Origin of the sequence: Catenulispora sp. EB89 (assembly GCF_041261445.1) — a bacterium.
GTDB lineage: Bacteria > Actinomycetota > Actinomycetes > Streptomycetales > Catenulisporaceae > Catenulispora.
Map to the genome: position 1 here is coordinate 61201 of NZ_JBGCCU010000031.1, position 19694 is coordinate 80894.

At 71.7% G+C, this 19694-nt stretch carries 13 protein-coding genes; 7 read left to right on the top strand and 6 right to left on the bottom strand.

Annotated elements, in window-relative coordinates; translation table 11 throughout:
* Window positions 1-7 precede the first annotated feature (7 nt).
* Window positions 8-892, bottom strand: a complete 885-nt coding sequence (locus ABH920_RS42570; protein ID WP_370355011.1) for a LysR family transcriptional regulator — start codon at window positions 890-892, stop codon at window positions 8-10.
* A 131-nt stretch (window positions 893-1023) separates the two neighbouring features.
* On the opposite strand from ABH920_RS42570, the gene ABH920_RS42575 reads away from it, so the two are divergent.
* Window positions 1024-2016: an amidohydrolase family protein gene (locus tag ABH920_RS42575; protein ID WP_370355012.1), complete on the top strand. Its 993-nt coding sequence runs from the start codon at window positions 1024-1026 to the stop codon at window positions 2014-2016.
* A 97-nt stretch (window positions 2017-2113) separates the two neighbouring features.
* On the top strand, window positions 2114-3394 hold the full coding sequence (locus ABH920_RS42580) for a hypothetical protein (RefSeq protein ID WP_370355013.1): 1281 nt from the start codon (window positions 2114-2116) through the stop codon (window positions 3392-3394).
* A 238-nt stretch (window positions 3395-3632) separates the two neighbouring features.
* Here the strand turns inward: ABH920_RS42580 and ABH920_RS42585 are convergent, their stop codons facing one another.
* The 3 genes from ABH920_RS42585 to ABH920_RS42595 all read right to left on the bottom strand — a co-directional run bounded on the left by ABH920_RS42585 (window position 3633) and on the right by ABH920_RS42595 (window position 7271).
* Window positions 3633-4352 carry a transposase family protein gene (locus ABH920_RS42585; protein WP_370355060.1) on the bottom strand — a complete coding sequence of 240 codons (720 nt, stop codon included), beginning with the start codon at window positions 4350-4352 and terminating at the stop codon, window positions 3633-3635.
* 98 nt (window positions 4353-4450) lie between these two features.
* Entirely contained in the window at window positions 4451-5275 is an 825-nt protein-coding gene (locus tag ABH920_RS42590) for a hypothetical protein (RefSeq protein WP_370355014.1), read from the bottom strand.
* A gap of 181 nt (window positions 5276-5456) precedes the next feature.
* On the bottom strand, window positions 5457-7271 hold the full coding sequence (locus ABH920_RS42595) for an FUSC family protein (RefSeq protein ID WP_370355015.1): 1815 nt from the start codon (window positions 7269-7271) through the stop codon (window positions 5457-5459).
* An 88-nt stretch (window positions 7272-7359) separates the two neighbouring features.
* Between ABH920_RS42595 and ABH920_RS42600 the strand changes: the two genes are divergently transcribed.
* The gene (locus ABH920_RS42600; RefSeq protein ID WP_370355016.1) at window positions 7360-7800 is read left to right on the top strand and encodes a MarR family winged helix-turn-helix transcriptional regulator; all 441 of its coding nucleotides are present in this window, start codon (window positions 7360-7362) and stop codon (window positions 7798-7800) included.
* A gap of 27 nt (window positions 7801-7827) precedes the next feature.
* Window positions 7828-8394, top strand: coding sequence for a GNAT family N-acetyltransferase (locus ABH920_RS42605; RefSeq protein ID WP_370355017.1), 567 nt, complete (start codon window positions 7828-7830; stop codon window positions 8392-8394).
* A gap of 11 nt (window positions 8395-8405) precedes the next feature.
* Here ABH920_RS42605 and ABH920_RS42610 read toward each other — a convergent pair whose 3' ends face one another.
* Window positions 8406-10688 (bottom strand): FUSC family protein, encoded by a 2283-nt coding sequence (locus ABH920_RS42610; protein WP_370355018.1) that lies wholly within the window; start codon window positions 10686-10688, stop codon window positions 8406-8408.
* Between the two features lie 167 nt (window positions 10689-10855).
* On the opposite strand from ABH920_RS42610, the gene ABH920_RS42615 reads away from it, so the two are divergent.
* Complete coding sequence (locus ABH920_RS42615) at window positions 10856-11431, top strand: MarR family winged helix-turn-helix transcriptional regulator (RefSeq protein WP_370355019.1); 576 nt, start codon at window positions 10856-10858, stop codon at window positions 11429-11431.
* Between the two features lie 15 nt (window positions 11432-11446).
* Here the strand turns inward: ABH920_RS42615 and ABH920_RS42620 are convergent, their stop codons facing one another.
* Window positions 11447-13033: an MFS transporter gene (locus ABH920_RS42620; RefSeq protein ID WP_370355061.1), complete on the bottom strand. Its 1587-nt coding sequence runs from the start codon at window positions 13031-13033 to the stop codon at window positions 11447-11449.
* 397 nt (window positions 13034-13430) lie between these two features.
* Between ABH920_RS42620 and ABH920_RS42625 the strand changes: the two genes are divergently transcribed.
* Window positions 13431-16874, top strand: a complete 3444-nt coding sequence (locus ABH920_RS42625; RefSeq protein WP_370355020.1) for an FtsX-like permease family protein — start codon at window positions 13431-13433, stop codon at window positions 16872-16874.
* Window positions 16871-19687 (top strand): FtsX-like permease family protein, encoded by a 2817-nt coding sequence (locus ABH920_RS42630; RefSeq protein WP_370355021.1) that lies wholly within the window; start codon window positions 16871-16873, stop codon window positions 19685-19687. Before ABH920_RS42625 ends, ABH920_RS42630 begins: the two co-directional genes overlap by 4 nt.
* The last annotated feature ends 7 nt before the right edge of the window (window positions 19688-19694 follow it).

Genomic DNA, 19694 nt, shown 5'->3' on the forward strand with positions numbered 1-19694 from the left:
GAACGCGCTAAGAGGACCGGTCCTCCAAGAACGCCGAGACAGCCGGATCGGTCTCGGTCGTCCGGTACAGCAGATGGAACCCCACCTCCAGACCCGATCCCGCGAGCGGCCGGTAGACCACATCCGGCACCGCGGCCCTCCGCACCCCCGCCGGGACCACGGCGACGCCGACACCTGCGGCGACCAGCGCGAGCACGGTCAGCGTGCTGTCCGCGCGGTGGCGAGCCGTGGACGGCGGCAGGGTCAGGCCGGCGCGGCGCAGTGCGTCCGGAACCTGATCGTCCGGCTCCGCGCCGACCGCGTACTCGATCAGGTCCTCGCCGGCGATCTGCTTCACCGTCAATCGTTCGTGCCCGGCCAGAGCATGACCGGTCGGCAGCGCGACCACGAACGCCACCGAGCTGACCGGGACCGACGCCAGCCGCGGCTCGTCGGGCGGCGCGGGCAGGGCGCTGTAGCCGATGTCGAGGTCGTTGGCGAGGATCGCCGCGCGCTGCCGGGGCGGCGTGGCCTCCCGCAGCTCGATTCGGACCAGCGGCCTGGCCTGGTGGAACGCGCGGATCCGGTCGGCCAGCATGCCGCCGAGCACCGCGGCGCCCGCCACGCCGATGCGGACCGTGCCGGAGCGGCCTTCCAACGTCAGGCGCGTCGTGGCCTGGGCCCGCTCGGCCTGCGCCAGCACCTGTCGGGCCTCGACCAGGAACACCTCCCCGGCGGCCGTGAGCCTGGTGTGTCGGGCGCCGCGGTCGAACAGCGGACCGCCGAGCTCGTTCTCCAGGTCGCGGATCTGCATGCTCAGCGTGGGTTGCACGACGTGGAGCCGGCGTGCGGCGCGGCTGAAGCCGCCTTCCTCGGCGACGGCGACGAAGTACTTCAGGTGTCGCAGTTCCACGCGCGGCCTCCTATCAGCAGAACTGATCGCTCCATCATAGACAAGTGTTTGAGCTTATGGCTGATCGGGACCATCGTGGGTGGTGGAGACATCGCTGAAGACGCGGATGTCGAGAAGGCAAGGTGGTAGCGATGCGCATCGTCACGCTCGAAGAACACTGGACCGACCCGGCGATCGCCGCGGCCGGCGCGCCGACCGTGGCCGAACTCGTTCCGGCGAACGCGGAGCTGTTCGCTCCCGGGAATCCGTACACCGAGCGGCTTCAGCTGTTGCGGGACCTCGGCGACGAGCGGATCGCCGACATGGACCGCAACGGGATCACCACGCAGGTGCTGTCGTGCCTGAACATGTTCCTGCCCGCGGATGTGGCCCCCGCTTTGACCCGGACGGCCAACGACACTGCCGCGCGGGCTGTTCGGGAGCATCCGGGGCGGTTCGCGGCGTTCGCGACGCTGCCTACGGCGGTGCCGGAGGTGGCCGGCGACGAGCTGCGGCGATGCGTCGGGGAGTTGGGCTTCGTCGGGACGATGATCCTGGGGCGTACCGACGGGGAGTTCTTGGACGAGGCGAGATTCGATCCGATCCTGCGTGCGGCCGATGCGCTGAACGTGCCGATCTACCTGCATCCGGCTCCGCCGCCGTCGGCTGTCGGCGAAGCGGACTATGGACGTGGGCTGTCGCCGGTCGTGTCGTCGTCGTTCCGGCTGGCGGCATGGGGGTGGCACCAGGAGACGGCGGTGCATTTCCTGCATCTGGTGCTGGCCGGAGTGCTGGATCGGTATCCGGGGCTGCAGTTCATTCTTGGGCACTGGGGCGAGTTCATCCCGTTCTACCTCGATCGGCTGGACGAGGCGATGCCGCGGCACTTGACGAAGCTGGACCGGACGTTCCGCGAGTACTTCCGCGACAACGTGTTCATCACGCCGAGTGGGATGTTCAACCAGGCGCAGCTGCGGTACTGCGTCGACACGGTCGGGGTGGACCGGATCATCGACGCGGTCGACTTCCCGATGCTGGGGAACGAGGGCGCGGTGGCGTTTCTGGCCGATTCGTACCTGTCGGAGGGGGATCGGGCGAAGATCGCGCATGGGAATGCCGACAAGCTGCTCGGGCTGTCCGCGTAGGTGTTCGGTTCGTCCGCGGTTTGCAGGCGACGACTGTACGGATACGATCAGTCGCTCGTTTGTCGGCGTTGGATGATCTGAATATTCGGGGGCTCGCGTGGGTGCGGACAAGCATGAGGGCAAGGGCGAGGACAAGCGCGAGGACAAGCGCGAGGTCGGCGGTGTTGAAGGTTCCCGCAGCGGTTCCGGCGGCGGTTCCGGCGGCGTTGGAGGCGGAGCGCTGCCGTTGCCGTCGGAGCCTTCGCCGGACGCTGAGACGGTCGCTGTCGCGTTCGGGCCCGCGGATGTCGCTGCGGCGGCGGGGGCCGGGGACGGTGATCAGCGGCGTCGTCGCATGGTGATCGTCGGCGGTGCGACCGCGCTGGTCGTGGCGGTGGCGGTGGTCGGCGGGGTGCTCGCGGCGGGTGGCGGCGACTCGCATGCGGCGGCCGCGGGTTCGTCGCGGCAGGGGTCGCAGACCGGGAACGGCGGCGCGCCGTCCGGGGCTGACCTGGCCGGCGGTTCGGCGGGGCAGTCGACGTCTGAACAGGGCGGCGGGGGTGCGGCCAGCGGGAGTGCTACGGCTCCGAGCTCGCTCGGTTCGTCCGGGGCGGTGGGTTCCACCGGTGGCCAGAGCAGCGCTGGCGGTGGGGCTACGAGCGCGGGGCAGCCGGGTGGTTCGTCCAGCGCGAGCAAGGCGGGGCGGCCGTCGAGCTCGGTTCCTTCCAGCGGTGGCGGTCCCAGTGCTGTGGGGACCGGTGGCCCCAGCGCTCCGCCGTCGCAGCAGGCTGCGAAGGCTCCGGCTTATGTTGGGCGGTTGGCGTCGAGTGCGGCTTCATCGTCGTCTTCGACGTCGGTGACGCTGCAGACGTCGGGGTCGTCGGCCGGCGGGGACACGTTGGTGGTGTCGGTGATGCTCACCAATACGCACTCCGGGGGCGTGGGGGCGTCCGACAGCGCGGGCAACAGCTACTCGGTGGTCGCGGACCAGAGTGATGGGGCGGGGGATCGTACCCTGATTCTCGCGGCGGTCGGCGCGAAGGCGCTCGGCGGCGGCGGGTCGGTGACGGTCACGTTCCCGTCCACGCCGGAGCACCACGTCGCGATCGACGACTTCTCCGGCGTAACCGGCATCGGCGGCCACTCTTCGGCGACCGCGGCGTCCGGCCCGTTCGCATCGGGTTCGGCTTCCGGCGGCGGGATCGTCTTCGGCGTCGCGGGCGTGCAGGGCGGGGAGAACGCGACGTGGGGTTCGGGATTCACAGCGTTGCCGACCCTTGTCGTGGCTCCGGCGGACCAGCTGGCGACCGCTTACGAGATCGTGGGGTCGGGGAGCTTCCAGGCATCAGGGTCCTGCAACCACCAGTGGATGGCGGCCGTCGCGACGCTGACCGGCTGAGACTGAGACCGATCGGCTCACGCGCAGTGGCTCGGCGCTAGATAACTGGCCCCTCGGGATCCAGCCAATCTTCAGGGGCACAAGCCAACCCTCAACAGCAGTGGGTCATGACAGGCAGGGCTGACAGGAGCGTTGTGGCGTGGGCGGGGCCGTGCGTGCTGCGCCTGGCGGGCCGGCTAAAGGTTGTTGCATAAGTTTTGGTCCGTGCAGGTGGGCTCGTTGTCGCGATCTTCCTGGATCAGGCAGCCATGGCGAGATTGTGGATGGTGGCAACGGCCTGGACAGCGGTGTGCAGGACGTTGCCCTTGCACCGGCAGTCCCGCAGGATCTTGTAGTTCTTCATCTTCATCCGGGCGAAGGTGTGCTCGACTCGGGAGCGGACTCGTCGGTGCTCGGTGTTGTCGGTCTCCTGTGCCGGCAGCAGCGGGCGCCCAGTACGTTTGCGGTGCGGCACGATCAAGCCGGTGCCCCAATAGGCTCCGTCGGCCAGCACGGCCTGGCCTTCACAGACCTCGGCCATGCCGGAGCGGCGCAGCGCTTGCGCGTCGTCGACGTTACCGGGCACCGGCCGGCCGGTGGCGATCACCAGACGGGAGTCGGCATCGATGATGACCTGCACGTTCGCCGAGAATCGATAGTTCCGCGAGGACGCGGCCACGTTCCGGTCCCGGACCGGGATCATGGTGCCGTCCACAATCCACAGCCGATCCGGGGTTTCCGCCCGGCGCCGTACCGGCTCCAACGCCAGGTGCGGACCCACCTGCGTCACCGTGCGGCACACTGTCCCGGCCGAGACCCCGAACAGCGCACCCAGCTGCCGCATCGTCAGGTTCGTGCGGTAGTGCACCGCCACAAGCAGTACACGCTCCTCCAAGGTCAGCGCCCATGGCCGGCCCAGCGCCGGGTGCGCCCCGCCCCGCTCCCGCACCACCTTCACCAGCGCCCGGAACTGCCGCATCCGTAGCCCCGTGAACAGCTCGACCCACACCGGCTTGGCACGCAAAATCCCGCCCACACCCTGACCGTCCCGCCGCCGGCAGGGTTACGCAACAACCTTTAGTCCGCGGACAGTTGCTCGGTCCCGGGCGGTGCGTAGGCGATGAGCCGCGCCTTCTGGCGCTCGCGGGCCGCGGCGAGTTGTGTGCTGAGGTCTTCGTGGTGGTGCTTTGTCCGGAAGGTGCCGGCGAAGGTTCTCGTGGAGTCCCCTGCCAGTTCGCGGAGTACGACGATGCGGCGGATTTCCTCCAGTTCCGGCTCGGCGGAACATTCCCATACCCGGTCCTGGGCCAGGAGCAAGTCGAGGTCGTCGCGCGCGTGGCACAACTCGCATATGCGAGGGGTCTGGATTTCCGCATCCAGTAGTGCCTGCAACGCTTCCCGCAGTGGCTCCGGGGTACTCGCGCTTGTGCGCCAGTAATCGAACGCGGAGGACGGCGACGCCCACTGGATCTGGATGAGTCGCTGGACCAAGATGTTCTCCGCGCCGTCCTCGCCGCGATCCAGCAGGTGGGCGCGGAACAGTAGTAGCTCCTGGCCGCTCACGCCGATCGCCGGGTGGTCGTCCGGGTTGAGTTCCCATTCGAGGCGGTACTCGCGAGTCGCCGCTGGTGGCACGTCGACCGTGCACTCGATGCGGCGGGGGTCGTCGCTCGGAAGGGTCACCGCGTTGCGCTCCGGGCCCAGTTCTGAGCCGTCCTGTGCGAGGTCGCGGTAGCGCAGCAGAGTCAGGCGCGGCAGGTAGCGGTGCAGCCGCAGGGTCGTACCGGCTTCGTGGTCCGCGGGTCGGACAAGGATGCGAGCGTGGCCGCGGGCGGTGCCGGCCGGCTGCACGATGACGGACTCCACGGTCAGCTCGGGAGTCTGCTGGTTCGATGCGGTCACCTGGCTAGCCTAACGGGCAGTCGTCTGCCCGTCCCCAGCCGTTCCCGCCCGCGGTTGTTAGGGCCGTGTTAGGGCTCTTAGAGGCCCCGGTGCGAGCCTGGTTACCAGGCAGTACACAGTGCCTACGGCGTCGGGCCGCCGTTACTCCCAATCCACCCTGAAGGGGAGATCCGCCATGCCATCATCCACGGGGGCAGTCCGAGGCGTTCTCGGTGCCTGGTACGACGGAGGCGCCGCGTTGCGGTGCTTCGGACGCTTGATCTTCGGTGGGCTGCGGGACGCCGACACCGGGTGGGGGAACTGACCGGTCGGCTGCGATGTGCCGTGCTGCGGGCGGCGCTTCGGACGGCGCTTGGGGCGGTGAATCAGGGGGCTGCCAAGTCAGGAGCGCTGACTTGGCCAGTCCTGTGAGTGCCGTGTTCAGTGCGATCAGGGCCGAGGCGGCGGTGGATCGGGGTTGCGACTCGATCGTCCGGAACGGGGTGCCGGGCCGGCCGCCGAGGGCCCGGCGGATCGCCCCGACGTTCGCCGCGACGGCGCGGCGCAGCGGGTCCCACTCCGGTACGACGGCGGCGCTCAGACCGGTGCCGGCACCGGGACCGGGACCAGCGCCGGTCCCGGCGAAAACCCCGGCAAGCGTCCCGACCGGCTCGACGCAGCCATGCAGCAGGTCGACCGCGTCGGCACGGTCGGAAGCGCCGGACAGCATCCGCTGCGCACGCAACGGCCTGGCGATCTGCTCCAACTGCGTGACCGCGTGCCGGAAGTGCCCCTGCAACCGCCGCACCTCGCCCGCGTCGCCCATCGGCGCGCCGAGGAAGGCGCTCAACGCCGCGAGCGCGTCGGCCAGCCGGCGCTTCACCACGCTCCCGGTGCGCACCGGGAGCAGGAACCAGGACACTGCGATACCGATCGCCGCACCGACGACGATCGCCTCCAACCGCGTCTCCAACAACGACGGCGCGCTCTGCCCGAAGTACCCGTACAGCAGCGACAGCGCCGCAGTGACGCTCCCGGCCCAGAACGCATAACTGATCTCTCGCAGCCAGCTCGCCAGGCCCAGCACCGTGAAGATGATCACCACCGACCACCGGTCCCCGGCCGGAAACGCCCCGGCGATCGCGGTGGCGACGACCGTCCCGACAGCCGCGCCTGCCGCCCGCAGCACGCCCTTGTGCAGCACGTCACCACGTCCCCGCGAGCCGCTGCAGACGATGAACGCGGTGAGCACGGCCCACGGCCAGTGATCGTGGAAAACGCCGTGGCCGAGGGCGAAAGCGGCGCCGAGGGCGACGGCCATCTGGCAGGCCATGCGCGTGCTGGCCGGAATGCGAGCGGTCCTGGACGGAGCAGGCGGAGCAGATGGAGCAGGGGAAGCAGGCGGAGCAGACACGATAGATGGAGTGGACGGCGGGGCGACAGGCGCCGCTGGCGATGGCCTGACGCGCTGCTCGCGAAAGCCCAAAGCCGCACCGCCAAGCTGAAACACCGCGACCCAGAACGCCGCAACCAGCGCGATCAGCGCGCACCACAAGTCATAACTCGCAGCGTGCGCCGGAACCCCCTCGCCATGCGTCACCAGCAGCGTGATGAACGGAACCACCACCACCGTCCCGGCCTTCGTCGCCCGCGGCCCGAACCGCCGCACCCAGATCACGCCGGCCATCGTCGCGGTGAACGCCGCGTCCCCGAAGAACGGATACCGCGATAGCAGAGAACTGACTTCCGAAGCCCCCGCCGCCGCGACCGCGACCACCACCGTCCCGACCAACCGGTCCCGGTGAGCCGCCCCGAGCTGAACACGCCCCAAGGTCATCGTCATCGCCACGGCCGCGATCACGATGTCGACGTGCAGATGCGCACGATGCTCGATCCAGATCGCCGACCCGAACGCGCACAGCACCGCCGCCATCGCCACCACCGCGGCGCGCAAAGCCGCAGGCCGCCACACCGACCGGCTCCGGCGCGACCCGATGGCTATCAGATTAGTACTCACTGTTTACGACCTTGAGCGAGAAAGTTGCACGTCAGAGCATGAGGAGCGTAAGTGGTGTCACTCGGATAGTAAGTGATAGCGTACGGATGTGACAAACGCCGAGACCTCACCGGATCACCTGGAAACCGCCACAGCCATCCGCCACGGCGCCATCCGCCTGGCCCGCCGCCTGCGCTCCAGCCGCTCGGCCGGAGCGCTGAGCACCAACAAGATCAGCGTCCTGAGCCACCTGAAACACCACGGCCCCTCCACCCCCGGCGAGATCGCCGCCGTCGACCGCCAGCAGCCGCAGTCCCTCACCCGCGTCTTCGCCGACCTGGAGCGCGACGGCCTCATCGGCCGCTCCGCCGACGCCGGGGACCGCCGGCAGTCGATCATCACGCTCACCGACGCCGGCAGCCGCGAGCTGGAGCGCGACGTCGCCGAGCGCGACGCCTGGCTCGCCGGGGCCCTGGCCGGCCTGACCGAGACCGAGCGCCAGGTGTTGCGGCTGGCCGCGGCGTTGATGGAACACATCGCGGACGGCTGAGAGGCGAGTGCGCCCGGTTGGGGCAGGATGTGTCAGGTGAGCGACATTGAGCGACCGGCCACCGCCCCCGAGCCGGAGATCCGCGTGGCGACGGTCGACGACGTGCCCCGGATCGTCACCCTGATCGAGTCCGCCTACCGCGGCGACTCCAGCCGCACGGGATGGACGACCGAGGCGGACCTGCTCGACGGCCAGCGCACCGACGAGGCCGACGTCACCGAGGCGGTGACCGACCCGGCCAGCCGCATGATGGTCGCCGAGTCCGGCGCGGACCTGGTCGCGTGCTGCCTGGTGCAGCACCGGGAGACGTACGCCTACTTCGGCATGTTCGCCGTCAGCCCGAAGGCGCAGGGCGGCGGGCTGGGCAAGCGCGTGCTGACGGTCGCCGAGCAGCTGGCGCGCGACGAGTTCGGCATGAGCACGATGCACATGACCGTCATCCGGCAGCGGGCCGACCTGATCGACTGGTACGTGCGCCGCGGATACCGGCGCACCGGGGAGATGAAGCCGTTCCCTTACGGCGACGAGCGATTCGGCAAGCCACGTCGAGACGATCTCGAATTCGAAGTGCTCATCAAGGATCTGGCGGCCTGAGCCGCAGGATCTCAGCGCGCTTCGATCGCCTGGGCCAGGACCCGGTACGTCCGCGCCAACTCCGACGACGGCCCGGCCCCGAGCCCGTCCGAGATCCCGCCCCCGACGCCGAGCCCGCTCCCGGCGGCGCCCCCGACTACGCCGGCGGCCCCACTCCCGGCGAGCCGGTTCGGCACGTCGGCCAGCGCCCGGGTCCGTCGCGCGATCGAGGCGTGCCCGGCGAGCCGGTCGCGCGCCGCGACCGGATCGGTGCCCGATATCAGAGGCCTGGTCATCGGCTTCGCGACCAGCGCGAGCTGCCGCATCCGCTCCTCCATGAGCCGGACCCGCACCGGCAGGTCCGGCTCGGTCTCGTCGTCGAGGGCTGACGCGCTCGCGCGCAGCACGTCGGCGACGGATTCCAGGAACGCGCGCTCGGCGGCGTCCAGCGTGTCGCGGGTGCTCGTCGGCAGCACGAACACGCCGACGGCGATGCCGACCGCGGCGCCCAGCGCGGTCTCCTTCAACCGCAGTACCAGCAGCGACGGCACGGTCTCGTGCAGCACGCCGTAGAGCTGCGCCACCATGATCGTGACGAAGAAGATCATGCCCGCGTACGAGAGGTTGACCACGTAGAACCCGCACGACATGCTCGCCACGATCACCACGACCGCGGTCACGGTGTGCCCGGAGGTCAGTGCGGCCAGGCCGACGCCGACCCCGAGGCCCAGCGCCGTGCCGAGCACCCGCGCCAGCGCCTTGTGCGAGGTCTCCGACCTGGTCGCGGTGCCGCCGAAGACCACGAACGCGGCGATCACGGCCCAGTAGTAGCGCTCCGGCGACAGGATCCGGCCGAGGACGATCGCGAGCGCCCCGGCCAGCGCCACCTGCACCGCCTGGCGCGTCGTGAGCGATGCGCGGCTGAGCGGGTTCCAGCGGCCGCGCGCCGGAAGGGCTCCGGCGACGGCGGCGGATCCGGGCAGCCGGCCCTGGACGAGGGCGACGGCCGGTGCGAAGTGGGGAGCGCGTGCGTGGGCGGGTTTCCTCGGTACTTCTGACTGTTCGGGAGTGCCGGCGATCGCCAGATCCGCGATGGCCGTGGCGGCCAGGGCGAAGCGTGCCAGCGGTGCCTGCGCGCCGAGCTCGGTCCCGGCGGCGACGGTGGATTCGAGGGCTGCGACGTCTTGGGCGTTCGCGCTCGCGGTACCCGTGATCCTTGCGCGGATGCTCACACGGCCACGGCCACGGCCACGGTCACCACCGCCGCCACTAGCCGGGAGCGCCGAGTTCACCGCGTCGAGCAGTTCGAAGGCCTGGTGAACGGCAGCGACCTCGACCGCCATCGGGTCGTCATGCCGCGGCAGCAGCCTCTGCGCGCTCTGGCGAGCGGCATGGTAGTCGCGGCGCGCGATCAGCCCGGCGGTCTGGACCGGCACCTGCATCCGCTGCCCGCCTTGCGCGATCAGCGCTTCCGTCGCGTGCGCCAACTCGTCGAGCGCGAGCTGCGCGTCGAGCAGGCGCCGCCGCAGCGCGAACGCCTCGCCGGCGTCCACAGCGGGATTCGGCTCGGAGAGCCAGGCATCGATCACCAGCGCCGTCTCCGCCAGGCGCAGACCACGCGAGTGCAGCCGCCGCACAGCCCGGGCGGTGCGGCGCGGATCGTCGCCGGCCTCCAGCAGATCGGCGCACGCCCTGGCCACGGCACGTGCCCGGGCGCCGAACGCGTTGCGCAGCCGGGTCAGGGTCCTGCCGGGATGCTGGCCCAGCACGGTCAGCGACAGCAGCAGCGAGACTCCCGTGCCGACCAGCAGATCGGCGAAGAACGTCGGCAGCGTGGAGAGCTTCGCGCCGAGGAACGCGGCGAAGAAGTAGCCCATGAACAGCATGAAGCCGTAGAAGAAGAACGCCGGTCCGAAGCGCCGCACCCAGACCGCGGCGAACATCACGACGACGAAGACGCACAGCATCAGGTCCTTGTGTCCGGCGACCAGCGCGCCGGGCAGCAGTCCCGCCCCGAACGCGACCGGGAAGAACACCGCTGTGCAGACCTTCGGCCGGCGCGCGGTGCCGGTCAGGGCCATCGAGCCCATGATCGCGACCATGCCGCCGAGCAGCATCGCGACCAGTACGCCGCGGGCCGCGTCGTGGATCGCCTCGGCGTAGCCGAACTCGACGGCGAGCGCCGCCGCCATCGCCACCGCCCCGGACACCGCCATCCGGGCCCGCACCAGGCCCGGGTCCGAGGCCACGATCCGGTCCCAGAGTTCGAGCGGGGCGCTCGCCCGCGTCGTGTCGCCAGCAGCCGATATACCCACCCGCAGCCTCCAGTTCCGGCGCCGCGGCGGCCCGTGTCCCGGGTCCGCCGCCGGCGCTCTCGCGGGCTCGGACGCCCTATCCTGCGGGAAAGGCCCTGGCCCGGAGATTACATGTATCATACCGATAATTGGAGGCGGTCGTGGAGGCAGCACGGACGAGCGGATCCGTGGCGAAGCCCGGAGTGGGCGTCGGCGCGGGCCCGAGCTCGGGTGCCGGAGCCGACGTGGACCCGGGCGCGAACCCGGGCGCGGGCGCGGGCCGACGCCGCACCGACGCCCTGTCCGGAGTCGAGCGGCAGACGGCCGTCCTGATCCGCCACGTCGAACTGCTCTATCGGCGCACCGACATCCACGACAACCTCGACCGCGCCGAGTACCTGCTGCTGCGCGCGCTGGACGAGGCCGGGCCGCTGAACATCAACGCGCTGGCCGCGCAGCTGGGCCTGGATCCGTCCACGGCGGGACGTCAGGTCTCGGTGTTGCAGGGGGCCGGGCTGGTCGAGCGCCGTCCCGACCCGGCCGACCGGCGGCGCTCGGTCGTGACGCCGACCGCTGATGGCGCGTCGTTGATGCGTCACGTCCAGGCCAGGCGGACCGAGAACATCGCGGATCTGCTGGCGGCCTGGACGGACGAGGACGTGCGGGCGCTCGGGACGATCCTCGCGAAGTACAACTGCGCGGTCTCGGCCAAGTACCTGACCGGGCCCGCGCTGATCGAGGAGCCCTCGGGCGCGGGTCGGTGAGATCCTGAGTGCTTGCTACTCGTCGTGCCACTGCGGCGGCAGCAGATGCTCGACCGTCGGCGCCGGTGAGGACAGGTCGTTGGCCCGCTGCTCGAACTCCGAGTCGGCACCGGTGAGCCGGATCGAGCGCTGGTCCTGGTGCTCCTGCCACGAGGCCACCTCGAAGACCTCGACGAACGTGTCCTCCTGGTCGCCGTCGCGGAAGACGCCCCAGCGGGTCGCGCCGGTGCGCCGCCGGGACAGCCCGACCCAGTCCATCGCCTCTCTGAACGCGGCCTGGTCGCTCGGCGCGACCTGGTACCGCTTGACCACCAGGATCGGCCCGCTGTCGAGGTCGGGTTCGTAGGTGAGGTGCGGGTCCGGCCAGTTGGCGTTCGTGGTGCGGTCCAGCTTCCCGGTCAGCGCGTGCAGCGGCAGCCAGCGCACGCTCACCGCCGCCAGTACGAGCAGCGCCGCGGCGATCACCAGGACCGTGGTGAGGCCGAGCGGCGCGGCCAGCGCGCCCCAGCCCAGCGACCCGATCGCCTGGCCGCCCATGAACACCAGCAGGTACACCGCCAGCGCCCGGGCCCGGACCCACGCCGGCAACGACAGCTGAAGGGCCGAGTTCAGCGTCGAGAGCGAGACCAGCCAGGCGACGCCGGTCGGCACCATGACGACGACCACGGCCGCCTTGTTCGTGGTCTCGCCCAGGACCAGCGTGCCGACCGCGAACACGAGGGCTGACGCGGCCAGCAGCCGGTTCGACGTCAGGAAGCTGTTCAGCCACGACAGCGTGAACGCGCCGATCACGGCCCCGATGCCCAACGCCGCCAGCAGCACGCCGTAACCCCCGGCGCTCAGCGCGAGCCGGGAGCTGGCGACCACCGGCAGCAGCGCCCACAACGCGCTGCCGGGGATGACGAACAGCGCCGCGCGCAGCAGGATCCGCCGGGGCGAGGGCGCGTTGCGCATGTAGCGGTTGCCGGCGCGCAGCGCGGCCAGCGCCCGCTCGGGGTGTTCGCCGCCGGGCTGCGGGCCGCGGTGCCAGGCCGCCACGGCCAGCACGACGAACAGGAACGACACGGCGTTGATCGCGAAGACGAGCGCGGCTCCGGAGGCGGCGACCAGGAAACCGGCGACCGCCGGCCCGACCGCCCGGGCCAGGTTGACGGTGAGGCTGCCGAGCGTCGCCGCGGCCGGGATCTGCTCGCGCGGCACCAGCTCCGGCTGGATCGCCTGCCACGCCGGCCCGACGAAGGCCTGGCCGCAGCCGAGCAGGAAGGTCAGGGCCAGCAGCACCGCGGGCGTGGTCAGCCCGGCCGCCGTCAGCCAGGCCAGCGCCCCGGCCACCACGGCCATGACCAGCTGCAGGTAGATCAGCAGGCGGCGGCGGTCCAGCACGTCGGCCATCACGCCGGCCGGCAGCGAGAACAGCATCACCGGCAGCAGGCTGGCCGTCTGCACGGCCGCGACCAGCGCGGTCGAGGAGCTGTGCTCGACCAGCAGCCACTGCGCGCCGACCGTCTGCATCCACGAGCCGACGTTGCTGCCCAGCTGCGCGAGCCACAGGATGCGGAAGATGCGGTCGCGCATCGGGGCCCAGGGGCTGGTCGAGGGCATTGCGGCGGCCGGGCGCCGGGCGTTGTCGGCAGATTGCGTCACACCGGAGTTGTACCTCGGAACGAGGCTGCGTCGCCTGCGGGGGTTGTCAGGGGTGTCCGTGTCGGGTCGGCCGCCCGGCGGACTGACGGTGGACGGGTAGCGGGTGGTCACCGGTGAAATCGTCAGTGGTCTTACTTACCAAGCGGCGCGGGCGAAGAACATCGCGCATGCGGCGACTGCACGTCGTCGGCCCAGGACGCGCTGAGCGCCGGAATGTAGGTCTCTCGACGCTCGGATTCTTTCGAGATCCTGTCAGGATATTGCGCCAAGCTGTCGCGACTCTGTAGCCTCGCCGCTGTACGGGCACCGGACCGAGGCACCACACCGAGCACGTCGGCTTGGAAGGACCCACGGGGTGAGACGGCACGTTCGGCGCGCGCTCAGGCAGACCGCCCACCGCCTGCGCACGGGGCTGCCGGCAACGCTGGTGGCGACGTCCGCCGCACTCGTATTCGGCACCTTGGGCGCCTTCGTCGCCGCCCTCGCGCACTCGGAGCCCGCGGCGGTGCTGCGCGGCGCCCCGGCGGCGGACCGGGTGGTGCGGTACTTGGGGACGTACCGCAGCGATGAGCTGGCGGCAGAGGACGCGGCGGTCGCGGCGGCGGCGCGGCGGGTGTTGGGGGACGTGCCGGGGGCGGTGTATCGGCTGGACGCTTCGCCGGTGCTGACGGTCGGTGGGGGAGGGGCGGAGCCGTTCAGTGTGGCGGCGGTGACGGTTGCCGGTGGCGGGATCGGGGAGCATGCGGCGCTGACCGCAGGGCGATGGCCGGGGGTTTCCGCGCCGGGAGAGATCGCCATCCCGGCATCCTTGGCCGGCGCCGAGAACCTCAACCCGGGCAGCGTGCTGACCGTCGGCGCTGACTCCGCCAGCAGCCGCTCGCTCGTCGTCGTCGGCGTTTACCGCCCCGACGGCAGCGCGTTCTGGCAGGCCTTGCCGCCTGCCGCGCTTCCGCAGGTTGCTGCCGATCCGGCGCAGGTTCTGGTCGTGGACTCGGCGGCGCTCGCTGTTCTGGGGCGGGCAGGGAGCGTTAGTTGGATTGTTGATCCGCGCCTCGATGGGTTGTCCCCGGCGCGCCTGTCAGGGCTCGTTGATCGTGCCGATGCTGCCATCGTGCAACAGGATGCGCGTGCGGTGCCCGGCGCCGCGTTCATCAGTCCGCCGATCATCGTCTCCTCGGCGTTGCCGGAGCGGCGCTTGGTGGCGCGGCGCACGGCGGTCGCGGGGGAGGCTGAGCTCGCGGTGCCGGCCGGTGTGCTGATCCTGCTTGCGGGGACGGCCATGGTGCGGGCGGCTCGGAGTGTGGCGGCGCGGCGGCGTGCGGATCTGGTGTTGGCGCGGGGGCGGGGTGCGGGGTCGGTGAAGCTGCTGGCCGCTGTGGGGCTGGAAGGGTTGGGCGTCGGGGTACCGCTCGTCGTCGCCGTTCCACTCGTCGCGCCCGCAGCGGCCCGCCTGCTTGCCGCGACTGCGCACGTCAGAGGCCTCACGTTCCCCGCGACCGCAGCGCAGTCCGTCCTGATCGCGGCGACCGTCGCCGCCGCCCAAGCCCTCCTCGCCCTTGCTGCTGCCTGGCCCGATGCCGTCGAGCGCGCGCCCGGAGCGGCCTTCGGGCGCCGCGGCGCGCGCGTCGCACGCTTCCAGCGCGCCGGTACCGACCTCATCCTCGCCGCCGTCGCGGCCTGGGGCCTGGCCGAGCTCCACCACTACCGCTCTCCGCTGGCCGCGCGGATCAGCGCGCAGACCGCCACCGGCGGCGGCACCGACTCCCTCGACCCGGTCTTGATCCTGGTCCCCGCGCTGGTCACCGGCGCCCTCGCCATCCTGGCGCTGCGCCTGCTCCCGCTCCTCGCGCGGCCCCTGGACAGGCACGCGGCGCGCCGCCGCGGCGTGACCGGCGCCTTCGGCGCGTGGCAGGTCAGCCGCCGCACGACCCGCCTCACCGGGGCGCTGCTGCTGATGGTCATGGCGATCTCCGTCGGCGCCCTCGCCCTCACCGCGACCGCCATGCGCACCGCCAATACCGGCGACCAGGCGGCGTTCGCGGTCGGCGCGGACGTCCGCATCGACAGCTCCGCCCTGCCACCCCTCGCACGCCGCGCCGCCTACACCGCGACGCCCGGAGTCACCGCCGCGACGCCGTACTGGTCGACTGCGGCGACCACGGCCGACGGCACGCACACCGCCACCACCCTGATCGGCGTCGACCCGCACACCGCCGGCGCCGTCATGGCCTTCGGCCCCGGCACCGCCACCCCGTCGGCACGCAACGCCCTCGCGCACCTCGGCGGCACGGCCCTCGGCGGCCTCCCGTTGCCCGGACGTCCAGTGCGGCTCACGGTCGCGATGACGACCACGGTCTCGGACGGGGCACTCCCGGCTGACTCAGAGCTCGAACTGACCCTCACCGACGCCGACGGGCTGACCGTGACGCGCGCCGAACCGCTGACCTCGAACGACGCCACGAACGACGTCAAGAGCGACGTCACGTTCGACCTTGCCGGAACCGGCACGCCCACCTACCCGCTTCGAGTCACCGCCATCAGTGTCCTGACACCGGAATCCCCGACCACGCATCTGGTCCGCATCGACCTCCGCGCCATCACCGGAACCGCCGCCGACGGTATCCCCACCCTCCCGGCCACGTCGCCCGATGCCAACCCCTGGCAAATCACCGCGGGGCAACACGGCGCATCCGGCCGCCCAGGCAACGACTCCATGATCAGCGCTTGCCCCGAGCCGGTTCCGCAGCCCGCACCAGGGCAGGAGATCGGCGGCAGGCTGTGCCGCAGCAAAGCCTCCGCCGGTGCGCTGGTCACGCTCGCCTTCCTGACCCCCGGCATCAACACCACCGGCACGACCGACACGGCCCGGCCACCCCAGCGCGGCCCCCTGAACGTCACCGCCACCCTGCCCGCACCGCTCGCCGATGGCCTGGCCCCCGCACTTCCCGCCGTCGTCAGCCAGGACCTGCTCACCGCGACCGGGACGCACATCGGCGACACGATCACCGTCACCCCCGACGAAGCCCCGACCGACATCTCCCTGCCCGCCGGCCTCGGCAGCGCCGACGAGCTCCGCGCCCTCGACGCCCCGGCGCAGCTCACGCTTCGCATCACCGGCGTCGTCGCCGCCGTCCCGGGCCAAGGCGCTGACACAACCACCGGCCCGGCCGCGATCCTCGACCTCTCCACCCTCGCCGACCAGCTCTCGACGCTCGGCGTGCCGCCGCCAACCGACACGCCCTGGCTGCTCAAGACCGCACCCGGCGGCAACGCAGAGCTCGAACAAGCCCTCGCCGCGCACCCCGCCCTCGGCACCCCGATCCTGCGCACCACCGCGACCACCGCCGCACGTGCCGACGTCTTCCACGCCGGCTCGGCCGCCCTGTTCGCCGCCTGCGTCGTCCTCGCCCCGCTGTTCGCGCTCCTGGGCTTCGCGATGGACACCGTCGTCTCGATCCGCGAACGCTCCCGGGGCTTCGCCGCGCTCCGGGCCTTCGGCGCGCGCCCGCGCGAGCTGGCCTCGGCGCTGCTGATCGAGCAAGGGGTCGTCGCGGTGGTGGCGCTGCTGGCCGGCACCGTCATCGGCGCCGGCGTCGCGGCCATCACCGAACCGCTGCTCGCCACGTCATCCGACGGCTCGGCGGCCCAGCCGGCGATGGCCGTGCTGATCCCGTGGCTTCGCGCCGGAGGCCTCGGCCTGGCGACCGTCGCGGCGGTGGTCGCGGTGCTGTCCGGCATCGCACGTGCCGCCGCCGCGCTGGACCTGGCCAGAGTGCTGCGCGCGGGGGAGGACCTGTGACGCGCGCCGGGGTGCGGGTGCGCATGGCACGCCGCGAACTGCGGACCGACGGCGCGCTGTTGGGATGCATGGCCGCGATCATCGCCGTCAGCACTCTGATCGTGAGCGCAGGTCCTGCGCTGGTCGCGAGGCTGGACGATCGCGCACTGCGTCAGAACGTTGCGACAGCCTCCGCGCAAGGACTCGGGGTCACAGCGACGCTCAGCACGATCGGCATCGACGCCAGCGACAGCACCAGCGGCAGCGGGACGACCAGCGGTAGTCCCAGCACCAACTCCACAGCACCGGCCAGCGTGTTCGCCGGCTTCATCAGCCAACTGCTCGCGCCGCTCCCGTCGTGGGCGCGCCCGATGCTCGGCGCGCCGTCGGTCGACATCGCCGCGCCCTTCGTCGACGCCGGCGCGCCGGGCATCGCCACCGTCGGCGGAGTCCCGCCCGAGCTGCGCGTCGAGTACGCCGATCCGGTTCCGGGCGGCCTGCGCTACGTCGCCGGCAGCGCGCCGCCGCCGGGCCCGCTGGCGTCCGGTGCGCCTGTGCCGATCGCGGCCTCGGTCGCGACCCGCGACGCACTGCACCTCACGCTCGGCGAAACCATCACCCTCGGTCAAACCACTCCCGCGCCCGATGGGACACCGGCAACAACCATCGCCGCTCGCCTCGTCGGCTTCTTCGAGCCCATCGACACCACCTCGCCCGCGACCTCCACGTTCTGGTACAACCACCCCTGGCTGCGCGCGCCGGTCTCCGGCCAGGGCCCGCCACGCAACGGCTTCACCCCGCTCATCCAGCGCGCGACCGTTCTGACCAGCTTTCCCGGACTGGCCGCGGTCCTGCCGTCAACCACAGCCGCCGGACCGGTGACCACCAGCATCACCTTCCCGCTGGCCCCGGCGACGCTGACCGCCGACAGCGCCGCCGCGCTGTCCACATACCTCGGCCGCATGACCGACCCGGCGTTCGACTACCCGTGCGGCACCACAGCACCCACGATGGCGCAGCAATGCGGACCGTTCGCCGTCACGCGGAACGGCCTGGTCATCTCCGCCGACATCAAACCGACGCTCGACCGCTTCGTGGCGGCGCGCGCCGAAGTCTGGGTCGTGGACTCGTTCTCGCTGGCGAGTCTGGCGACCGTCGCACTTATCACGCTCTTCAGCGCGGCGCGGCTCACCGTCGCACGCCGCGAACGTGATCTCGCCCTGCATCGAGCGCGCGGCGCGAGCGTCAGAGGCCTGATGACGGCACGCGCTGCGCATGGTGCGGCGATCACAGTGCCCGCCGTGGGACTCGGCGGGCTCGGCGCGCGCCTGCTGCTGCTCATCGGGCGCCATCGCCCGCAGAGCACTGGTCCCGGCGCCGCCTGGCTGCTCGGCACGATCGCCATCGCAGGCCTCGTACTCCTGCCGGCGCTCACCTGGGCTCGCAGCCGTCCGCGCCGCGTAGCCACCATCGATCGCGCCAGAACCGCCGGCGCCATCGCCAGACGCCGCCGCCTCGCGATCGAAGCCGGCCTGGCGATCCTCGCCATCGCAGCAGTCACCTCCCTCCACAGTCGCGGAACCGCCGCAGCGAGCGCCGCGCCCCGCGTCGACCCGCAGATCAGCCTGGTTCCCGCACTGCTCGGCGCGGTCGGCGCCGTCGTCCTGCTCCGCATCCATCCTGTCCTGCTCGGTGCCTGCGTGCGTTGGGCACGCCGCCGACGCTCCGCCGTGCCGGTCCTCGCGTTCGCCCAGGCCAGGCGGAGCTCCGGCCTCGGCGCCGCCGGCCTGCTCGTCCTGGTCCTCACACTCGCCGGGCTGGTCTTCGGCGGCTTGGTGACCAGGACGGTCACCGGTGCGCACGTCGACGCCGCGAACTCGGTCGGCGGCGACGCCGTCATCACGGGCCGGGGCCTCGCGCCGGCGGTGCGGAGCGACGTCGCCGCAGTGGCCGGGGTCCAGCACGTCATCGCCGAGCAGTCGCTGTGGCTGACCCCTGATGCCGCAACGGGATCCGCGCCGATCAAGACCATCGCGGTGGACGTCGATGCCCTGATGAAAGCTGATCCGCAATCCCGGCTCGCACACCTGCTGACCGGCCCCGGCCAGCTCGCTTACGCCTCGGCAGCGGTCCCGCACAGCGACGCAACCGCCACCGGGACCCTGAGCGCCGCCGATCTGCGCGTGATCGGAAGTGAACTCGGCGACCTCACACCTAACGACCCGTTCCTGGTGGTGCCGTTGACCGCAGTGTCCCGACTGGCTCCGGGCACGGACCCTGACACTCTCGTGATCGACGGCCCCGGCGTGGCCGAATCGGAGCTACGCGCGGCGCTCCCGGCCAACATCGGCTACACGATTCTGCTTCGCAAGGACCTCGGCAGCAGCCTTGATGCCAGTGCTCTCACTCACTCCCTGACTCTGGTCGCGACAGCCTGCGCCGCACTGGCATCAGCCTTCGCACTCCTGGCCGTCATCCTCGAACTCCTGGCCGGAGCCCGCGCTCGCGGCGAGGCCGTGTCGTTCCTGCGCACCATGGGCCTGCGCAGCCGCGCCGCGACGTCCATGCTCATCGTCCAACTGCTGCCGCCGGCCTGCCTGGCCGCGCTGGCGGGCGTCGGTCTCGGTGTCCTGATACCCGCGCTGCTCGGCGCGGCGCTCCAGCTCCAAGCCGTCACCGGCGGCGCCGGCGAACCCGCCATCCGCGTCGACTTCGCCGCCACCGCCGCGCTCGGCGTCGGCCTGATCGTGCTGGTCCTGCTGGCCGCGCTGATCGACAGCCGGCTGGCCCGGCACCGCAAGCTCGGCCCCGTCCTGCGCCTGGATTCCCGCTGACGAGAAG